Annotated in this window: 13 protein-coding genes, 2 tRNA genes and 1 pseudogene; 5 read left to right on the forward strand and 11 right to left on the reverse strand. The window is 43.1% G+C overall.

What is annotated here, in order from left to right:
- The 9 genes and pseudogenes from ACZ42F_RS09700 to lepB form a co-directional block, all read right to left on the reverse strand.
- On the reverse strand, positions 1–801 hold the full coding sequence (locus tag ACZ42F_RS09700) for a type III pantothenate kinase (protein ID WP_464278835.1): 801 nt from the start codon (positions 799–801) through the stop codon (positions 1–3).
- The gene (locus ACZ42F_RS09705) at positions 767–1,405 is read right to left on the reverse strand and encodes an RNB domain-containing ribonuclease (RefSeq protein WP_464278836.1); all 639 of its coding nucleotides are present in this window, start codon (positions 1,403–1,405) and stop codon (positions 767–769) included. The genes ACZ42F_RS09700 and ACZ42F_RS09705 overlap by 35 nt, the downstream gene beginning before the upstream one ends.
- Positions 1,406–1,416: 11 nt before the next feature.
- On the reverse strand, positions 1,417–2,757 hold the full coding sequence (locus ACZ42F_RS09710; protein WP_464278837.1) for an RNB domain-containing ribonuclease: 1,341 nt from the start codon (positions 2,755–2,757) through the stop codon (positions 1,417–1,419).
- Positions 2,758–2,816: 59 nt separating this feature from the next.
- Positions 2,817–4,084 (reverse strand): annotated as a pseudogene (locus tag ACZ42F_RS09715) (IMP cyclohydrolase).
- A gap of 310 nt (positions 4,085–4,394) precedes the next feature.
- Entirely contained in the window at positions 4,395–4,913 is a 519-nt protein-coding gene (locus ACZ42F_RS09720) for a transglycosylase SLT domain-containing protein (RefSeq protein WP_464280250.1), read from the reverse strand.
- Complete coding sequence (locus ACZ42F_RS09725) at positions 4,882–5,550, reverse strand: transglycosylase SLT domain-containing protein (protein WP_464278838.1); 669 nt, start codon at positions 5,548–5,550, stop codon at positions 4,882–4,884. The genes ACZ42F_RS09720 and ACZ42F_RS09725 overlap by 32 nt, the downstream gene beginning before the upstream one ends.
- Before the next feature lie 38 nt (positions 5,551–5,588).
- Positions 5,589–5,804 carry a hypothetical protein gene (locus tag ACZ42F_RS09730; protein WP_464278839.1) on the reverse strand — a complete coding sequence of 72 codons (216 nt, stop codon included), beginning with the start codon at positions 5,802–5,804 and terminating at the stop codon, positions 5,589–5,591.
- A 75-nt stretch (positions 5,805–5,879) separates the two neighbouring features.
- Entirely contained in the window at positions 5,880–7,412 is a 1,533-nt protein-coding gene (locus tag ACZ42F_RS09735) for a YifB family Mg chelatase-like AAA ATPase (RefSeq protein ID WP_464278840.1), read from the reverse strand.
- A gap of 4 nt (positions 7,413–7,416) precedes the next feature.
- On the reverse strand, positions 7,417–8,016 hold the full coding sequence (gene lepB, locus ACZ42F_RS09740; RefSeq protein ID WP_464278841.1) for a signal peptidase I: 600 nt from the start codon (positions 8,014–8,016) through the stop codon (positions 7,417–7,419).
- 165 nt (positions 8,017–8,181) lie between these two features.
- Here lepB and ACZ42F_RS09745 point away from each other — a divergent pair.
- From ACZ42F_RS09745 to bioB, 5 genes are all read left to right on the forward strand, one after another.
- Positions 8,182–8,276, forward strand: a tRNA-Ser gene (locus tag ACZ42F_RS09745).
- Positions 8,277–8,334: 58 nt separating this feature from the next.
- A tRNA-Ser gene (locus ACZ42F_RS09750) sits at positions 8,335–8,424 on the forward strand.
- Between the two features lie 24 nt (positions 8,425–8,448).
- Positions 8,449–9,720, forward strand: coding sequence for an adenosylmethionine--8-amino-7-oxononanoate transaminase (gene bioA / locus ACZ42F_RS09755; RefSeq protein WP_464278842.1), 1,272 nt, complete (start codon positions 8,449–8,451; stop codon positions 9,718–9,720).
- Complete coding sequence (gene bioD / locus ACZ42F_RS09760; protein ID WP_464278843.1) at positions 9,710–10,336, forward strand: dethiobiotin synthase; 627 nt, start codon at positions 9,710–9,712, stop codon at positions 10,334–10,336. The genes bioA and bioD overlap by 11 nt, the downstream gene beginning before the upstream one ends.
- On the forward strand, positions 10,323–11,303 hold the full coding sequence (gene bioB / locus ACZ42F_RS09765; RefSeq protein ID WP_464278844.1) for a biotin synthase BioB: 981 nt from the start codon (positions 10,323–10,325) through the stop codon (positions 11,301–11,303). The genes bioD and bioB overlap by 14 nt, the downstream gene beginning before the upstream one ends.
- Here the strand turns inward: bioB and ACZ42F_RS09770 are convergent.
- Together ACZ42F_RS09770 and ACZ42F_RS09775 are read right to left on the reverse strand one after the other, a co-directional pair.
- On the reverse strand, positions 11,295–12,470 hold the full coding sequence (locus ACZ42F_RS09770) for a putative DNA modification/repair radical SAM protein (RefSeq protein WP_464278845.1): 1,176 nt from the start codon (positions 12,468–12,470) through the stop codon (positions 11,295–11,297). The two genes, bioB and ACZ42F_RS09770, sit on opposite strands and share 9 nt — an antisense overlap.
- Positions 12,471–15,446 (reverse strand): phosphoribosylformylglycinamidine synthase subunit PurS, encoded by a 2,976-nt coding sequence (locus ACZ42F_RS09775; protein WP_464278846.1) that lies wholly within the window; start codon positions 15,444–15,446, stop codon positions 12,471–12,473. It abuts the gene before it with no gap.
- Position 15,447 lies beyond the last annotated feature (1 nt).

The following is a 15,447-nucleotide window of genomic DNA, read 5'->3' on the forward strand; positions in this document are numbered from 1 at the left end:
TTACTCCTTTTTTGGCTTATGGGTTAAATAAGCAAGCCTTAATCCCTCTAAAATAAGCTCTGGATAAACCAGATCTATTTTCTCAGTCAAAGTAGCTAAACAGGAAGCCAATCCTCCCGTAGCTACCACTTTTAAAGGTGGTTTTAAAATTGTCTCCAGTCTAGCCAGTAAGCCATCTACCATGGCCGCAAAACCAAAAAGCATACCCTGCTTTAAACTCTGCCTGGTACTCTGGCCAATGCGTAACTGCTCCACATTGGTATCTAAAGAAATTTGTGGTAACTTGGCTGTATTCAAGCTCAAGGCCTTAAGAGAAGAATAAATGCCAGGGCAAATAAGCCCTCCCAAGTAGGCCCTTTCTTCTATACAATCAAAGGTGGTGGCAGTCCCAAAATCAATCACTACCAAGGACCTGGGGCCCGGGAAAAGGGTCCTGGCTGCAAACGCACCTACCAGTCTATCCGCCCCCACTTCCTGAGGCCGTTCATAACGATTTTCAATATCTAAAACCAAATCCTGGGGCACAAAATAAAGGGGGCACCTGCCATAGGTATAACAGGCCTGTTCTAAAATTCCGTCCAACAAAGGAACCACTGAAGAAACCACCCAGGCTTCTATTTCTGCTTTTTGAACAAAGCTGGAAATGAGTCCCTGAATCTTTAAGCCCAGAGAATCTGCTGTTTCCTCCAGGTTTGTAGGCAATACAAAGGCCTGGACCACCTTTTTTTGGTCACCCAAACCAAACTTGATGTTGGTATTACCCACATCAATCAAAAGAACCTGTTTCTTTTTTGCTGACATGTACAACCCTTAGTTCATTTCTAAGAGGATCTACCCTGCCAAAGGTAAGCAAACATGTATCGCCCACCCTGGTCTTTTCTTCCAGAAGTTTGGTAGGGACTCGCACCAGAATTTGCTCTTTAGGTAAGCTAAATACAGCTAGAGGACTACCTTTTTCGACTAAAACCCCTTCAAACTGAGTCAGTTTATGCCTTTGTTGAAAATAAAGCAACTTCCAATATCTGGGTCTAAACCGCTGTACCTGCCCCACTAAGGTCTGCCTGGCAGAAAGGTAAGGCAACATCCCCTGCAAATTATCTTTGCTAAACAAGGGCTTTTCTCCTTGCAAAACCTTCACCACCTGACCCTGGTTCAATAAGTCTATATACCTTCTTAAAGGAGAAGTAATGGGAGCATAGCAGGAAACACCCAGACAGGCATGCTGTTCAGGCTCAATATCTAAAATAGAAGGGGCCATACCCTTTACCACCTGATAAATATCTTCTGGCCTGGTCCATATCCCGGCCAGGTCTTTGGAAAAGTTAATATTTTGAGTACGATAAAAAAGAGGTAGCTCTTTCTCCTTAGCCCACCTGGCAATGTAGTGATTACAAAGAATCATCATCTCTGCCACTACTACCTGAGAAAAGGAAGTGACTTTTCCAGTAATTCAACTTGAATCTCTTCCTTTTCTTGCCTTAAAACAATCTCTGGCTCTGCCTGCTCCACCACAATGGCTCCAGCCTCTATGCGCTGGGCTCTTAACTGCTTGGCCAGAGCATAAAGCTGAGGCCAAAATTCCTTTTTCTCCTGGATAAACTCATCTGCCTGGAGGTAAGTTAAATTTTGCTCCACTTCCACCAGGGAAAGGTAAAGGGAAAACTCTTCTACCTCTGCTTGTTTATTCAGTAAAAAATCAAAAACCAGAGCAGGACTCTGCTTGCCAGCTAGCAAACTATAAGTAGAAGTAGCCAGTTCATGGGGCAGTAAAAAATAGGTCTCCTCAGGCAGGTACAAACTGGAAAAACGCTCTCTAACCTTTAAATCCAGTTCTGAACCAAAGGGCCAAAAAAGCGCAGGGCAGGCAATAGCTACCCTTAAACGAAAGTTATCTCCTTCTCTTTGCAACCAAAAGGCATCATCAATATCCTGGGTGGAAGCAGAATCAATACTGACAAAAGGCTTTAAAAGAGGCTTTTGCCAGGAAAGAGGTAGTTTTTTTAAGCGAGTAATCTCCTGGCTATAGGTTTCTTCCCAGGAGCGACCTGGCTCGTAATCTGCCTGTAGGAGCAAATAATTAAAATGAGGAGGAATAAGACCCAAATTCCTGGCCAGAGTAAAGGCCAAAAACTCATCGTCTCCCAGGCCTTGAGTCAGTTGTTTAAAAAACTTCTCCTTTTTTGCCTCACCTTTTTTGCCCAACACAGAAAAAAACACTTCCCGTAAAGTGTCTGCCACCTCTGGGTTCAATTCAGACCATTTTACCCGTCCAGGGCCTTTGGCAGCTTCCTTTAAAACCCTTTGCCCCTCTTCCAGGACCTTGGCCAGAAGGGCCTTTTTGTATTGCTCTTCCCTTAGGCGTTTTACTTCTTCTGCACTATGAACTAAAAAAAGAGGAGGTTTATACTTAAAAAGGATTTTGTTTGCCAATAAAAGTCTACCCAGAGCAGCCACCTGGTCAATCTCTGGCTCAGTAAAACAAAGCTCAGCCAGCCAGAAGACCTCTGCTTCCTTTACTTCTTCCCGGATTAATTCCCAGAGCTTTTCCAGGACAATATCATTGGCAATTTGGGTGCGTTTTTCTTCAATTTTTTTTAGAGAAGAGAGGAGTTCATCCTGCTGGGCAGAAAGTAAGATTTTAGGACCTACCCAGGGCAAAACTCTATTTACAGAAAGTTTATATTCTTTTCCGGTCCAGGAAAGGACTTTAAGGCGTTTTCTTTTTTTCCAAAACCAGGGAGAGTAGAGTTTTCCCACCTTCTAAAAACTCCACCACACTCCCTGGTTCTATTTCCACGTGCTTATCTGCCATAATTCTAGTGTTTAAAAGAACGCTGGGCAGTAAAGACCATAGCAACCTGAGGAGTGGCCTGGTTTACAGCCTGAATCACCTCAAAGTCCCGAATGGAACCACCAGGTTGAGCAATAGCTGTCACTCCCTGCTCTATGGCCACATCCACTCCATCTCTAAAGGGAAAGAAACCATCTGATACCATAACAGAGCCTTTTAAGCCACCTTTGGCTTCCTGAGTCCTTTGCCAGACCTCTTCCAGGTAAGCAGCTAATTCTCTGTCTTCCTTGGCCTTTAATTTAAGCTCATATAAAGACATTTTTTTCTCAGCAAACACCAGATTGTCCGCATACTTGGTATAGGCTTTGTGTATGGTAAGCTCTACACAACCCACTCTATCTTGTTCACCCGTACCAATGGCCACAGTCTGTCCATCTCTGGCAAAAAGCACAGAATTGGAAGTTACTCCTGCTTCTACAGCCCAGGCAAAAAGCAAGTCCTCCATTTCCTTGGGAGTAGGTTTTCTGGCAGAAACCACCTGGCCATCTTTCTCCGCCTGAGCAGGCAAAAAATCTTCAGCAGAAAGGATTCTATTCCTAAAGGAAAACTGAGCAACTATTCCTCCATCTACTAAAGACTTTAAGTCCAAAAAGGGCTCTCCCACTAGTTCTTCCAATCTAGCCAGGCCAGGTATCTCCAAGATACGCAAGTTTTTCTTTTGCTTTAAAATCTCCAGGGCTCCTGTTTCATAACCAGGGGCAGCTACCACTTCAAAGTAAAACTGGGTTAAAAATTCAGCACACATCTTATCAATGGGCCTATTGACCACCACTGCTCCGCCAAAGGCAGCAATCCTATCGGCAAAATAGGCCTTGTTTAAGGCATCTAACAGGTCCTGCCCCCAGGCCGCTCCTGAAGGATTGTTGTGCTTTAAAATTACAGCAGCTGGTTTTTGATACAAATATTGCAAGATATTGATGCCATTATCCACATCTGTGAGATTGATTTTTCCAGGATGTTTACCTGCCTGCAGCATATTGGCTTCAGTAAGAGAGGCTACCAGGCCTTTGCCTGGACCTCTAAAGCTAATCCCACCCAAAGTAAGCGAGCCTTCTACCAGTTCATAGAGGGCAGCAGGTTGGTCTGGATTTTCTCCATAGCGCAGACCTTTTTTTCTCCTTCAATCTCCCAGACCCTTTTTCTAAAAATTAATTTTTGTCCCCCTAAAGTAAGGGTTAAGTCCTCAGGAAAGGGGTCTTCTACTATCTTTTTGTACATTTCCTTAATATTCATCTCCAAACCTCTCCTTTTCTTGACATAATCAAGCAAACTTTTACACTTTTAGCACAGGCTCTAAAAAGGGGCAAATCAAAAAAGGCAGACAAAAATGGAAAAACTACTGCAAAACCTGGCGGAAAAATTACTGGAAATAGACGAAGCATCTCTTACTTCTCTATGGGAAAAATACTTCAACCTGGTCCAAAACTTTCAGCCTACCAACCAGTGGGAGCGAGATTTTCTGGTCTTTTCTTTTATCCAGAGTTTAAAGTGGAAAAACCAGTTCTTTAATCTCCAGCTAAAAAAGGGGAATTCAAAAGAAGAACTATCTCGGCCAAACAAGAGGACGCAGGGAAACAAAGCGTCTAAGGTAATCGCCTTCCCTGCTCCCCAGAAAGGTAAATAAATTTAAAATATAATAATAATACCTTACGCTCTGCACATAGTCCACAGCTTCATAACCCCGGCAATACCCATGTTTGGTGTTTTTATAAAACTTTTTATAACTTAAAAGGGGATAGACTTCCTTTAAAGAGGACCACTTATAAGGGTTTTTGTTTTGCTTCACAGCTAAATCCATGGCATCGTAAAGGTGGCCTAAGCCCTGGTTGTAAGCAGCCAGCACAAAGAACCACTTATCCCAGCCTTTCACTCCTTTTTTAGCCACCCTTTCCTCTAAAAAGGCCATGTACTTGGCTCCACCCCAGATGCTTTGCGTAGGATTTAAACGATTTTCTACACCCAACAGAGAAGCAGTATCCAAACTCAGTTGAAGTAAACCTCTTACTCCTGTCCTGCTTCGAGCCCGTGGATTAAAATGAGATTCCTGGTAAATCTGGGCCAGAAAAAAGAGGGTCTAGATCATACTTTTTACAGGCAGCTATAATATCTTTTTCATAGCGCGGTAAAAACCTTAAAACCGACTCTTGCAAATGATTTAACTGATAAAAATCAATATCCTCTGGAAAAAATCCCAGGTATAGTTCCTGTATGTCCTTAATCTTCTGCTTTACTTCTTCTCCTTCCCAAAACTCAGCAATAAGCTGGCTTAAGCTGGCATAGTGAGTACTCCAGAGCCAAAGGTGAGCAAATTTTTGCTTAAACTCATAAGTAGGGCGTAAATCCAGAAAATAAGGATTTAAGGCATTAAACTTAATTTTATCTGTGAGCATAAACCTGGCCTTGTTAGCCTCTAAAACCCTAAAGGCATCTAACTCCTGGGAATCTATGATTTCGTAATTTATGGAACAAAAAATTATCTTATCATAGTCTGTTATTTTAGAAACAAAGATAGAATTTTTGGGAACTATAACTTTACTCTTACAAAGCTCATCAAAGCGCCTTAAAGGATATCTTTTTTTGTTATGTACAAATAAAAAATTGTTTTTTACATATTCCTTTCCCTTTTTAAAATTACTTTTATTTTCAACTAAAAGGGTAGGCACTCCCACTACCAAATCTACTTCTCTTTTCTCAAGCAAGTTAAAAGCCTGTTCAAAGGTATTAACCCTTTTCCAAATCAGAGAAAGTTTTTTTCTTTAGCCAAAAGAGAAGCCAGGGAATAGTCTATGCCCTGCCCATAAGGAGAAAAAAAACATAAAGGGCTTTCCTTGCTTTCTGCTACTCTTAGTTTTCTACCTTTCCAGTAATAATTTTGATAATAAATATGGCCTAAAAGAAAAATTAGCTCTAAAACTAGAAGTAAGAATATTGCAATTTTAAACTTCTTTTCCATATCACAATAAAAAAGCCTATATTTTAAAATTACTGAAGTTGTAAAAAGGGAATAAGGATAATGTCAAACAAAAAACTAGGTGCGGTCTAAAAAACGATAGCTAATGGCTTCGGCCAGGATGGGCACATCTAAATTTTCTTTACCTTCCAGGTCAGCAATGGTTCTACCCAGGCGCAAAATTCTCGTAAAGGCCCTGGCAGAAAGTCCTAGATTTTTCACTGCCTGTTCTAAAAAGGCGTGTTCCCTTTCTCCTAAAGGACAAAACTTATTTAACCAGCGTCCATTTAGTTCACTGTTGGTCAAAAAGGGTAAAGAAGCTTCCTGGTAGCGCTTCTGTTGTATTTTCCTGGCTGTAAGGACCCGTTTTAACATTTTCTTAGAGGAAAACTCACTTTGTTCCTGCCTGAGTTTTTTATATTCCACAGCTGGAACCTCTACCTGCAAGTCAATACGGTCCAGCAAGGGACCAGAGAGTCTGGAACGATAACGCTGGATTTGCAAGGGAGTACAGGAACAATGGTGTTTTTCATCCCCCAGGTATCCACAAGGACAGGGATTCATGGCGGCTACCAGCATAAAGCTGGCTGGATATCTCAGGGACATGCTGGCCCTGGCAATGGTAACCTCGCCATCTTCCAAGGGCTGTCTTAGCACCTCTAGAACATGTTTTTTAAATTCTGGCAGTTCGTCTAAAAACAGCACGCCCCTATGGGCTAGAGAGACCTCTCCAGGCCGAGGATAATGCCCGCCACCAATAAGCCCTGCATCTGAAATGGTATGGTGAGGAGCCCGAAAGGGACGCTGGATAAGTAAAGAAACCTGAGGAGGAAGCTGGCCACTTACACTATAAATTTTAGTCACCTCCAGGGCTTCACTAAAGGTCAAAGGGGGTAAAATGGTTGGAATTCTTTTGGCCAGCATGGTCTTACCACTGCCTGGAGGACCTACTAAAAGCAAGTTGTGGCCTCCGGCAGCAGCTATTTCAATGGCCCTTTTTACATGTTCTTGGCCCTTTACTTCTGAAAAGTCTTCTAAAAAACTGGTCTGCTCCTGAAAAAGGCTATCCACATCCACCTGAAAAGGTGTCAGTTCTTTGCCTTCCAGCAAACTCACCACTTGAGCCAGATTTTCCAGGGCAAAGACCTCTACCCCTTTAACCACAGCTGCTTCTGGCCCATTATCCCTGGGAAGAACAACATATTTTAAGCCTTTGTTTTTAGCTAAAAGTGCTAAAGGCAAAGCTCCGGCAATGGGACGCAATTCTCCATTTAAAGAAAGCTCGCCAGCCAAAAGGGTGTGTTCTAAAAAGGAACTTTTGGGAAGCAATCCAGCAGCTACCAATAAACCAATACTCAAAGGCAAATCAAAAAGGCTTCCCTCTTTTCTTTGATTGGCTGGAGCTAAGTTGATAGTAATTCTTGCAGGCGGGAGTTTAAAACCATTATTCTTTAAGGCAGAAAAGATTCTTTCTTTACTTTCCCGTACCGCCCCTTCTGCCAGACCTACCAGACTAAAGGCAGGCAGGCCAGAGCGGGTTAAATCTATCTCTACTTCTACTAAAAAGCCATCTATACCTAATAAACCACCACTAAAGACTTTAGCAAACATTGTGTTAATGTATCAAATGGCCTATCCTGTTCCAGCGAATATTAGAAAAGCCCTGCCAGGACCAGTAAATAATCCAGGCCTTTCCTAAAATCTGGTCTCTATCCACAAATCCCCAAAATCTAGAATCATAGGATTCGTCTCTATTATCTCCCATAACAAAGTACTTTCCCTCTGGTACTTTTATGGGACCAACATTATCCCTCCTGGGTATAATTTGAGGGTCCACATGTTTTACATAAGGTTCCACAAGCTTTTGACCGTTTCGATAAACTTCCTTATTGATTATCTCTATGGTATCTCCAGGAAGCCCAATAACTCTTTTAATAAAATCCTTGGAAGGTTCTTTAGGATACTTAAACACAATCACATCTTGAAATTTAGGGTCAGAAAATTTTACTAAAAAATAATCAGTAAAAGGGACTCTTATGCCATAAATAAACTTATTTACCAACAAATGGTCTCCTATCTGCAGGGTGTCCAACATGGAGCCAGAAGGTATTTTAAAAGCCTGAACCACAAAAGAACGAATAAAAAAAGCAAGGATTAAAGCAACAAGCAAAGCTTCTGCATATTCTCTTATAGTACTTAACCATTTCTCGTTCATTCAGAACTCCTTTGACTAAATAAAATTTAATTTTGCCCCAATTTCCCAAAATAAGCAAGAAGCTAATTCCCAAGTAAACTCCTATTGCCAAAACCAATCTGGAGAAATTAGCAACTTTTTTCATTGACTAGGCTGTAGGTTTGATTTAAAAGTTTAACCTCTTCTGGAGAGGTGGCCGAGTTGGCTGAAGGCGCTCGCCTGCTAAGCGAGTGTAGGGGCTAAAACCTCTACCGAGGGTTCAAATCCCTCCCTCTCCGCCATATTTTCCCTTCTTTACTCTTGCTTTTTGCCCCGTTTATTTATACTTTTAATCTTTAAGGAGGGATGGCCGAGTGGTCGAAGGCGGCGGTCTTGAAAACCGCAGACCCTTGACGGGGTCCGGGAGTTCGAATCTCTCTCCCTCCGCCACTAAAAACCATGAACATTCAGTCCTTGCTTCAATTTGATCAAGCCCATATCTGGCATCCCTACACTTCAGCCCTTAATCCCTTGCCTGTTTACCCGGTAAAAAGGGCCCAGGGAGTTATTATAGAGTTGGAAAGTGGAGAAAAGCTCATAAATGGCATGTCTTCCTGGTGGGCAGCAATCCATGGCTACAACCATCCCCAGCTCAACCAGGCCATCCAGGAACAGCTAAAGGACATGGCCCATGTAATGTTTGGAGGGCTTACCCACAAACCAGCAGTGAAGTTAGCCCAAAAACTTATGGAAATTACTCCAGACAACCTGCAATGGGTCTTTTTTGCAGATTCTGGTTCAATAAGTGTGGAAGTTGCTTTAAAAATGGCCTTACAATACTGGCAGGCCAAAGGAGAGCAGCGTTCAAAATTTCTTACCCTGTTAAAGGGTTATCATGGAGATACCTTTGGGGCCATGAGTGTCTGCGACCCTTATACTGGAATGCATTCCTTATTTTCTTCTTTTCTGCCCCAAAATATCTTTTGCCCACCTCCCCAAAATGGCTTTCAAGACTTTAATCCTCAGGATTTTGAGTGTTTTAAAGAGCTTTTTTACCAGCACCTAAAAGACCTGGCTGCAGTAATTTTAGAGCCCATTGTCCAGGGTGCTGGGGGCATGCGCATCTATTCCCCTGTATTTTTACAAAAGGTGGCCAAGCTCTGCCAAAAGGAAGGCGTTTTGCTGATTTTAGACGAAATAGCCACAGGTTTTGGACGCACAGGTAAACTCTTTGCTCTGGAGCACGCCCGGGTAAAACCAGATATCCTCTGTGTAGGCAAGGCCTTAACTGGAGGCTACCTAACTTTAGCTGCCACCTTATGTACTTCTGAAATAGCCCGGACAATTTCTTCTGCTCCTCCCTATGTGTTTATGCATGGCCCAACCTATATGGGCAATCCTCTGGCCTGCAGAGTGGCCCTGGCCAGCCTGGAATTACTCCTTACCTCTAACTGGCAGGAAAAGGTAAAAAACATAGAAGAGCAACTATTCAGAGAACTCCTTCCCTGTAGACAAATAGAAGGAGTCAAAGATGTACGGGTTCTTGGCGCCATTGGAGTGGTAGAAGTAAGTAAAAGGGTAAATATAGCCAAAATCCAGAAAAAATTTGTAGCTAAGGGTGTATGGATTCGTCCCTTTCTCAACCTCATTTACATCATGCCTCCTTATATTATCTCTTCTTCAGAGTTAAACCAGCTCACTACTGCCATTAAGGAAGTGCTCCTGGAGCAAGACTATGCAGACTAGTTTTTTCATAACCGGGACAGACACCAATGTGGGCAAAACCTTTATTAGTGCCATTTTAGTGGCTGGACTAAGGGGTTATTATTTTAAGCCCATTCAAACTGGGAGCAAAGACCTCATTGATTCTCAGTGGATAAAAGAACAAACTGGTTTAAAGGAAAAACATTTTTTACCTGAGACCTATCTCTTTAAAGAACCCCTTTCCCCCCATCTGGCAGCCAGACTGGAAAAGGACTTTATAGACCTGGAAAAAATCCCCCTGCCTGAACAAAGGCCTTTGCTGGTGGAAGGAGCTGGGGGGATTCTGGTTCCCTTAAACCAAAACCAGTTCATGCTGGACCTGATGCAAAAATTTAATCTTCCTTTAATTTTAGTGGCCAGAAGCACCCTGGGCACCATCAATCACACCCTTTTAAGTTTAGAGGTATTAAGAAGTAGAAAGTTAAAAATAGCTGGAGTGGTTTTAAACGGGCCCTTACATCCAGAAAATAAAGAAGCCATTGAATATTATGGAAAGGTAAAAGTTATTGCTCAAATCCCCTGGCTAGAGGATACAAAAATCGACTATTTTAACCTTTATCAAACCTATTTTCAGGATTTAAAAGGTGTTTTCTCCTAAGGATAGCCTGCACTTGGCTGAAAAGGCCTTACAAAATAAGTTAAGCTCCAAGGATTTGGAAACCCTGTCTTCCCTTAAAGGGCCAGAAATCCTTTCTTTGCTCACAGGCAGTAATTTTTTACGCCAGCTCTATTCCCAGCAAATCCACCTTTGCACCATTGCCAATGCCAAATCCGGACGCTGCTCAGAAAACTGTGCCTTTTGTGCCCAATCCAAATACTATCAAACCCATATCCCGGTCTATCCGCTAAAGCCCAAAGAAGAGCTCTATGAGTTGGGACAAGACATGGCCCAAAAGGGAGTAAATCGCTACGCCCTGGTGACTTCTGGCAAGGCCTTAACCTCCAGGGAAATAATGCAGGTAAAAGAAGTATTTGCCAGCCTCAAATCCCAAATAGGCCTTTGTGCTTCTCTGGGCATCTTATCAGCCAGGGAACTAGAAGAGCTAAAAAGGGCAGGCCTTAGCCGTTATCATCACAATCTGGAGACCAGTAAATCCTACTTTCCCCGAATTTGCACCACCCATAGCTATGCCGAACGCATCAACACCATAAAAGAAGCCAAAAAAGCTGGCTTAAGTGTATGCAGTGGAGGAGTTTTTGGCCTGGGCGAAAGTTTCCAGGACATTATAGAACTAGCTTATACCTTAAAAGAACTGGATGTGGATGCTGTCCCTTTAAACTTCCTCATTCCCATTCCAGGAACCCCTCTGGAAAAGAACTCCTATTTAACTCCTCTGTATTGCCTGAAAATCATTGCTACTTTCCGTTTTATCCTGCCTGATAAGGAAATTATTATCTGTGGAGGTCGAAAACAACACCTGAGCTCTTTACATCCCCTTATTTTCCTGGCTGGAGCCAGTGCTATTATGACCGGAAATTATCTTACTCAAAGCGGTTTTAGTGTCCAGGAAGACCTGGAATTTTTAAAGACCTTGGGTTTATCTGTGCGCAGGCAATCAGTTTAAAGGTAGAAAGTTTACCCTTTCTTTTCTCAAAAATCTCTTTATCCTACCAGGTTCAAAATGAGAGCAAAAGTATCTTCCCTTTACTGTGATAAAATACTTGGCCTTACTCAGATTGATAGCTATTTTTTCCACCTCTTCCCAGCCAAGGTTTCCCTGCTTTCTAAGGTTAATAATCTGCCTGGCTCCTTTTTGCCCGATGCCAGGAATTCTTAAAAGTTCTTTAAAGCTAGCTCTGTTTATCTCCACCGGGAAAAGTTCTAAGTGATTAAGGGCCCAGCTGGTTTTGGGGTCCAAGTGAAAATCCAGATTAGGAGAAGAACTAAAAAGCTCTTCCCAGCTAAAGCCATAACAGCGAATAAGCCAGTCTGCCTGGTAAAGCCTGTGTTCCCGCAGGAGAGTTTTTCTGGCTGGCAGCTCAAAATTATGCGGAGTCAAGACTGGAACAAAGGCAGAATAGTAAACCCTTTTTAAGCCATATTGCTGGTAGAGGGTGCTGGCAACCTTTAGCAAGGTACTATCGCTTTCCTTACTTGCTCCCACTATAAATTGAGTACTAAGCCCTTTGGTGGCAACCTTCCTTTGGGTTTGCAACAATCTGGACAGGCCTTGCAGGGGTTTAAGCAAATACTCTGGTTTTTTATTGGGAGCAAAGAGTTCTAAACTTCTCTGGGTGGGGAACTCCAAATTTATGCTCACTCTACTGGCATATTTCAAAGCTTCTCTGAGTAAATCCCTATCGCTTCCAGGAATAATTTTGAGATGGATATAACCAGGAAATTTATAGTACAAACGCAGCTTCCTGGCCACCCAGAGCATACGCTCCATGGTATAGTTGGGCGACCTATCCACTGCTGAGCTTAAAAACAAGCCCTGAATAATTTTTTTCTGAAATAATTCTACCGTGAGTTTAGCCAGTTCATCTGGCTCCAGGCTGGTCCTGGGAAAATCAAAGTCCTTTTTATTGGCGCAATAGCTACAATTAAACTCACACCTGTTGGATAAAAGAATCTTTAACAAAGGAACCCTTTGCCCACCAGCTAGACTGTGGTAAATTGGCCCCTTTTGCGGAGTTAAATTTTGTAAACGCTGGTGAAGAGAACTAAGCCCACAAACCTGGTCCAGATGAACGCTAGTGCTTAAAAGCTTGAGTTTCTCTTCTAGCTCCATTTACCAGTCTAAAGTGGCTTTCCAGGCCCTGGTTAACTCTTCTACCGAGCAACTAAAAAGCTTTTCTCCCTTATAGTGAAACACAAGTTCAGGAAGGGCAGTGGTTTCGCCCAGATAAGCTATTACCTGCCCCTGAAACAGGGCCCTGAACCTATCCCTGTTTTCCTTTCTCACTGTAACCAGAAGTCTACTGGCACTTTCACTGTAAAGCACTTCTTCCAGGGTCAAGTCCCCAGGACAACAGGGAACCTGGGCCAGGTCCACTCTGGCTCCCAATCTACCTCCAATGGCCATTTCAGCCAAAGCTACTCCCAGCCCTCCATCAGAAAGGTCGTGGCAGGCAGTAATAAGTCTTTGTTTAAAGGCCTCATGTAAAGTAAGATAGCGTTTTCGGGCTAAAAGCACATCCACCTGGGGTACATCTCCGCCTTTTAAACCCAGTTCAGCTAAAAATTCACTACCAGCCAGCTCTCTACGCGTAAGTCCCAAAAGATAAATCTCTTCTTCTGGCAACTTAAAATCAGAGGTCTGACACCAGGAAATGTCTTCTATTACACTAATCAAGGAAAAAAGCACGGTGGGTGGAATGGAAATCTTTTGTCCCCCACCTGTATAGTCATTTTTCATGGAATCCTTGCCTGAAATACAGGGGACCTGAAAGGCCTGGCAAAAGTGAGCCAGAGCCCTGTTGGCCCTTACCAGTTGAGCCAGTTTGTAATGACCGTCTGGAGTCTTTTCTGACTGGACAGGATCGCACCAGCAAAAGTTATCCACTCCAGCCAGATAATTGGGGTCTCCACCCACAGCCACACAATTGCGAATGGCTTCATCAATGGCATTGGCCATCATCCAGTAAGTGTCATAATCACTAAACTTGGGACAAATCCCATTGCTCACCACCAGGCCTCTATCTTTGTCTAAAACAGGTCTAAGCACAGCTGCATCTGCAGGACCATCACTCAAAACTCCTACCAGGGGCTTAATTACACTTCCCCCCTGCACTTCATGATCATACTGCCTGATAACATATTCGCGGGAGCAAATGTTTAAACGCCCAAGCATCTGCTTTAAAAACTCATCCTGTCTGCCCACCCTGATCTTATCCTGGCTAATCTCAGGGAACTTGGGCTTTTCCCACACAGCCTTGAGCTCCATTTGAGGAAGGCCGTGGTGTAAAAAGTGCATGTCCAGATAGGCAACAATCTTTTCTCCATAGCGAACCAAAAACTTTCCACTATCCACAAACCTGCCCAGCACACTGGCTTCTACATCCATTTCCCGGGCCAGTTGTAAAAACTCCTCCAGGTGCTCTTCAGGCACAGCCAGGGTCATTCTTTCCTGGGCTTCAGAAAGCAAAATCTCCCAGGGCTTAAGGCCATCGTACTTTAGAGGGGCTTTGCTCAAGTCCAAATCACAGCCGCCAGTATCTTCAGCCATTTCCCCCACAGAAGAAGATAAACCACCTGCCCCATTGTCTGTAATGGCATTATACAAGCCCAAATCCCTGGCTCGCATGATAAAATCATACATTTTACGCTGGGTAATGGGGTCTCCAATCTGGACTGCTGTGGCTGGAGAGCCTTCGTGTAGTTCTTCAGAGGAAAAGGTAGCGCCATGAATACCATCTTTGCCAATTCTTCCTCCGGTCATCACAATATAATCTCCCACCTGGGCCTTCTTTTTATATCCTTTCCTGCCCTTAATCTCATGCGGGATAGTACCTACAGTTCCACAAAATACCAGAGGTTTGCCCAGGTATCTTTCCTCAAAAACAATGCCGCCATTTACAGTGGGAATACCAGATTTATTGCCACCGTGCTCCACTCCTTCCCGCACTCCTTCCATCACCCGCCTGGGATGGAGAAGTCTGGGAGGAAGTTCGCCCTTAAAAAAGGGAGAGGCAAAACAAAACACATCTGTATTACACAACAAATTGGCTCCCAGGCCTGTGCCCATGGGGTCTCTGTTTACCCCCACAATGCCGGTCAAAGCCCCACCATAGGGGTCTAAGGCTGAAGGGCTATTGTGGGTCTCCACTTTGATGCATACATCCAGGTCCCGGTCAAATTTAATTACTCCAGCATTATCTTTAAATACAGAAAGGCAATAGTCTTTTTCTCCCTTTAACTCACGGATTTTTTGCGTGCTACCTGCAATATAGGTTTTAAAAAGGCTATCAATTACCTCAGTTTTTTGCTTTTCCCTATCTTCATAGGTAATTCTGGCATTAAAAATTTTGTGTTTACAGTGCTCAGACCAGGTCTGGGCCAAACATTCCAGCTCTGCATCTGTGGGATGAGGAGCTAATCCCAGTCTGGCTCTGGCTTCTTTTACTGCTGGAAGGTTAAAGTAATCCCTAATAACCTCCATTTCTTGCAAACTAAGCGCCAGCACTCTGTCTTTACTCAACTGCACCAATTCCTGTGCACTTAAAGGAGCTAAGGGAATAATTTCCACTTCTGTAGAAGCCTGGCCTGTAACTTTGGGAGCGACCAGGGGAAAGCCCGGGGCATTCTTCCACTGGGCAAAACTTCTATAACTAAAGCGTTGAATAAGTTCATTGGCTAAAAGGTCTTTTGCAATGTGCTCTACCTGGGATTTATCCAGATTACCTTTGAGTAAAAATTGTTCACTGGTATAGACCTGAATGGTCTTTTTAAAAATCCTCTCCAGGGTATAACTGGCAGTTTTTCCTTCGTTGTCTGTGACTCCAGGCCTAAAACCAACTTCAATAATCCAATCAAAATCCTGAGCCAAAGGCTCAAAAGCAACTTTATGTAATACCGGGTCTGAAAGGAAATGTTCCTTTAAAACCACATCCAGTTCCTTGGCTTCCAAACCATCAATGGTATAGCCTTTAATTATCCTTACTTCTTCCACATCTAAATTTAAATGCTCTTTTATTTTACGAGCAATCTTTTCTCCTCTTACATCTCTTACTTCTGGCCTTAAAGCCACTTCCAAGCGTGCTAGCATA

Source organism: Desulfonauticus autotrophicus, assembly GCF_055381725.1.

Coding starts and splice junctions, on each gene's coding strand:
- ACZ42F_RS09700 (WP_464278835.1), bottom strand. CDS start 801: ATGTCAGCAAAAAAGAAACAGGTTCTTTTGATTGATGTGGGTAATACC.
- ACZ42F_RS09705 (WP_464278836.1), bottom strand. CDS start 1,405: ATGATGATTCTTTGTAATCACTACATTGCCAGGTGGGCTAAGGAGAAA.
- ACZ42F_RS09730 (WP_464278839.1), bottom strand. CDS start 5,804: ATGGAAAAGAAGTTTAAAATTGCAATATTCTTACTTCTAGTTTTAGAG.
- ACZ42F_RS09735 (WP_464278840.1), bottom strand. CDS start 7,412: ATGTTTGCTAAAGTCTTTAGTGGTGGTTTATTAGGTATAGATGGCTTT.
- lepB (WP_464278841.1), bottom strand. CDS start 8,016: ATGAACGAGAAATGGTTAAGTACTATAAGAGAATATGCAGAAGCTTTG.
- bioD (WP_464278843.1), top strand. CDS start 9,710: ATGCAGACTAGTTTTTTCATAACCGGGACAGACACCAATGTGGGCAAA.
- ACZ42F_RS09770 (WP_464278845.1), bottom strand. CDS start 12,470: ATGGAGCTAGAAGAGAAACTCAAGCTTTTAAGCACTAGCGTTCATCTG.
- ACZ42F_RS09775 (WP_464278846.1), bottom strand. CDS start 15,446: ATGCTAGCACGCTTGGAAGTGGCTTTAAGGCCAGAAGTAAGAGATGTA.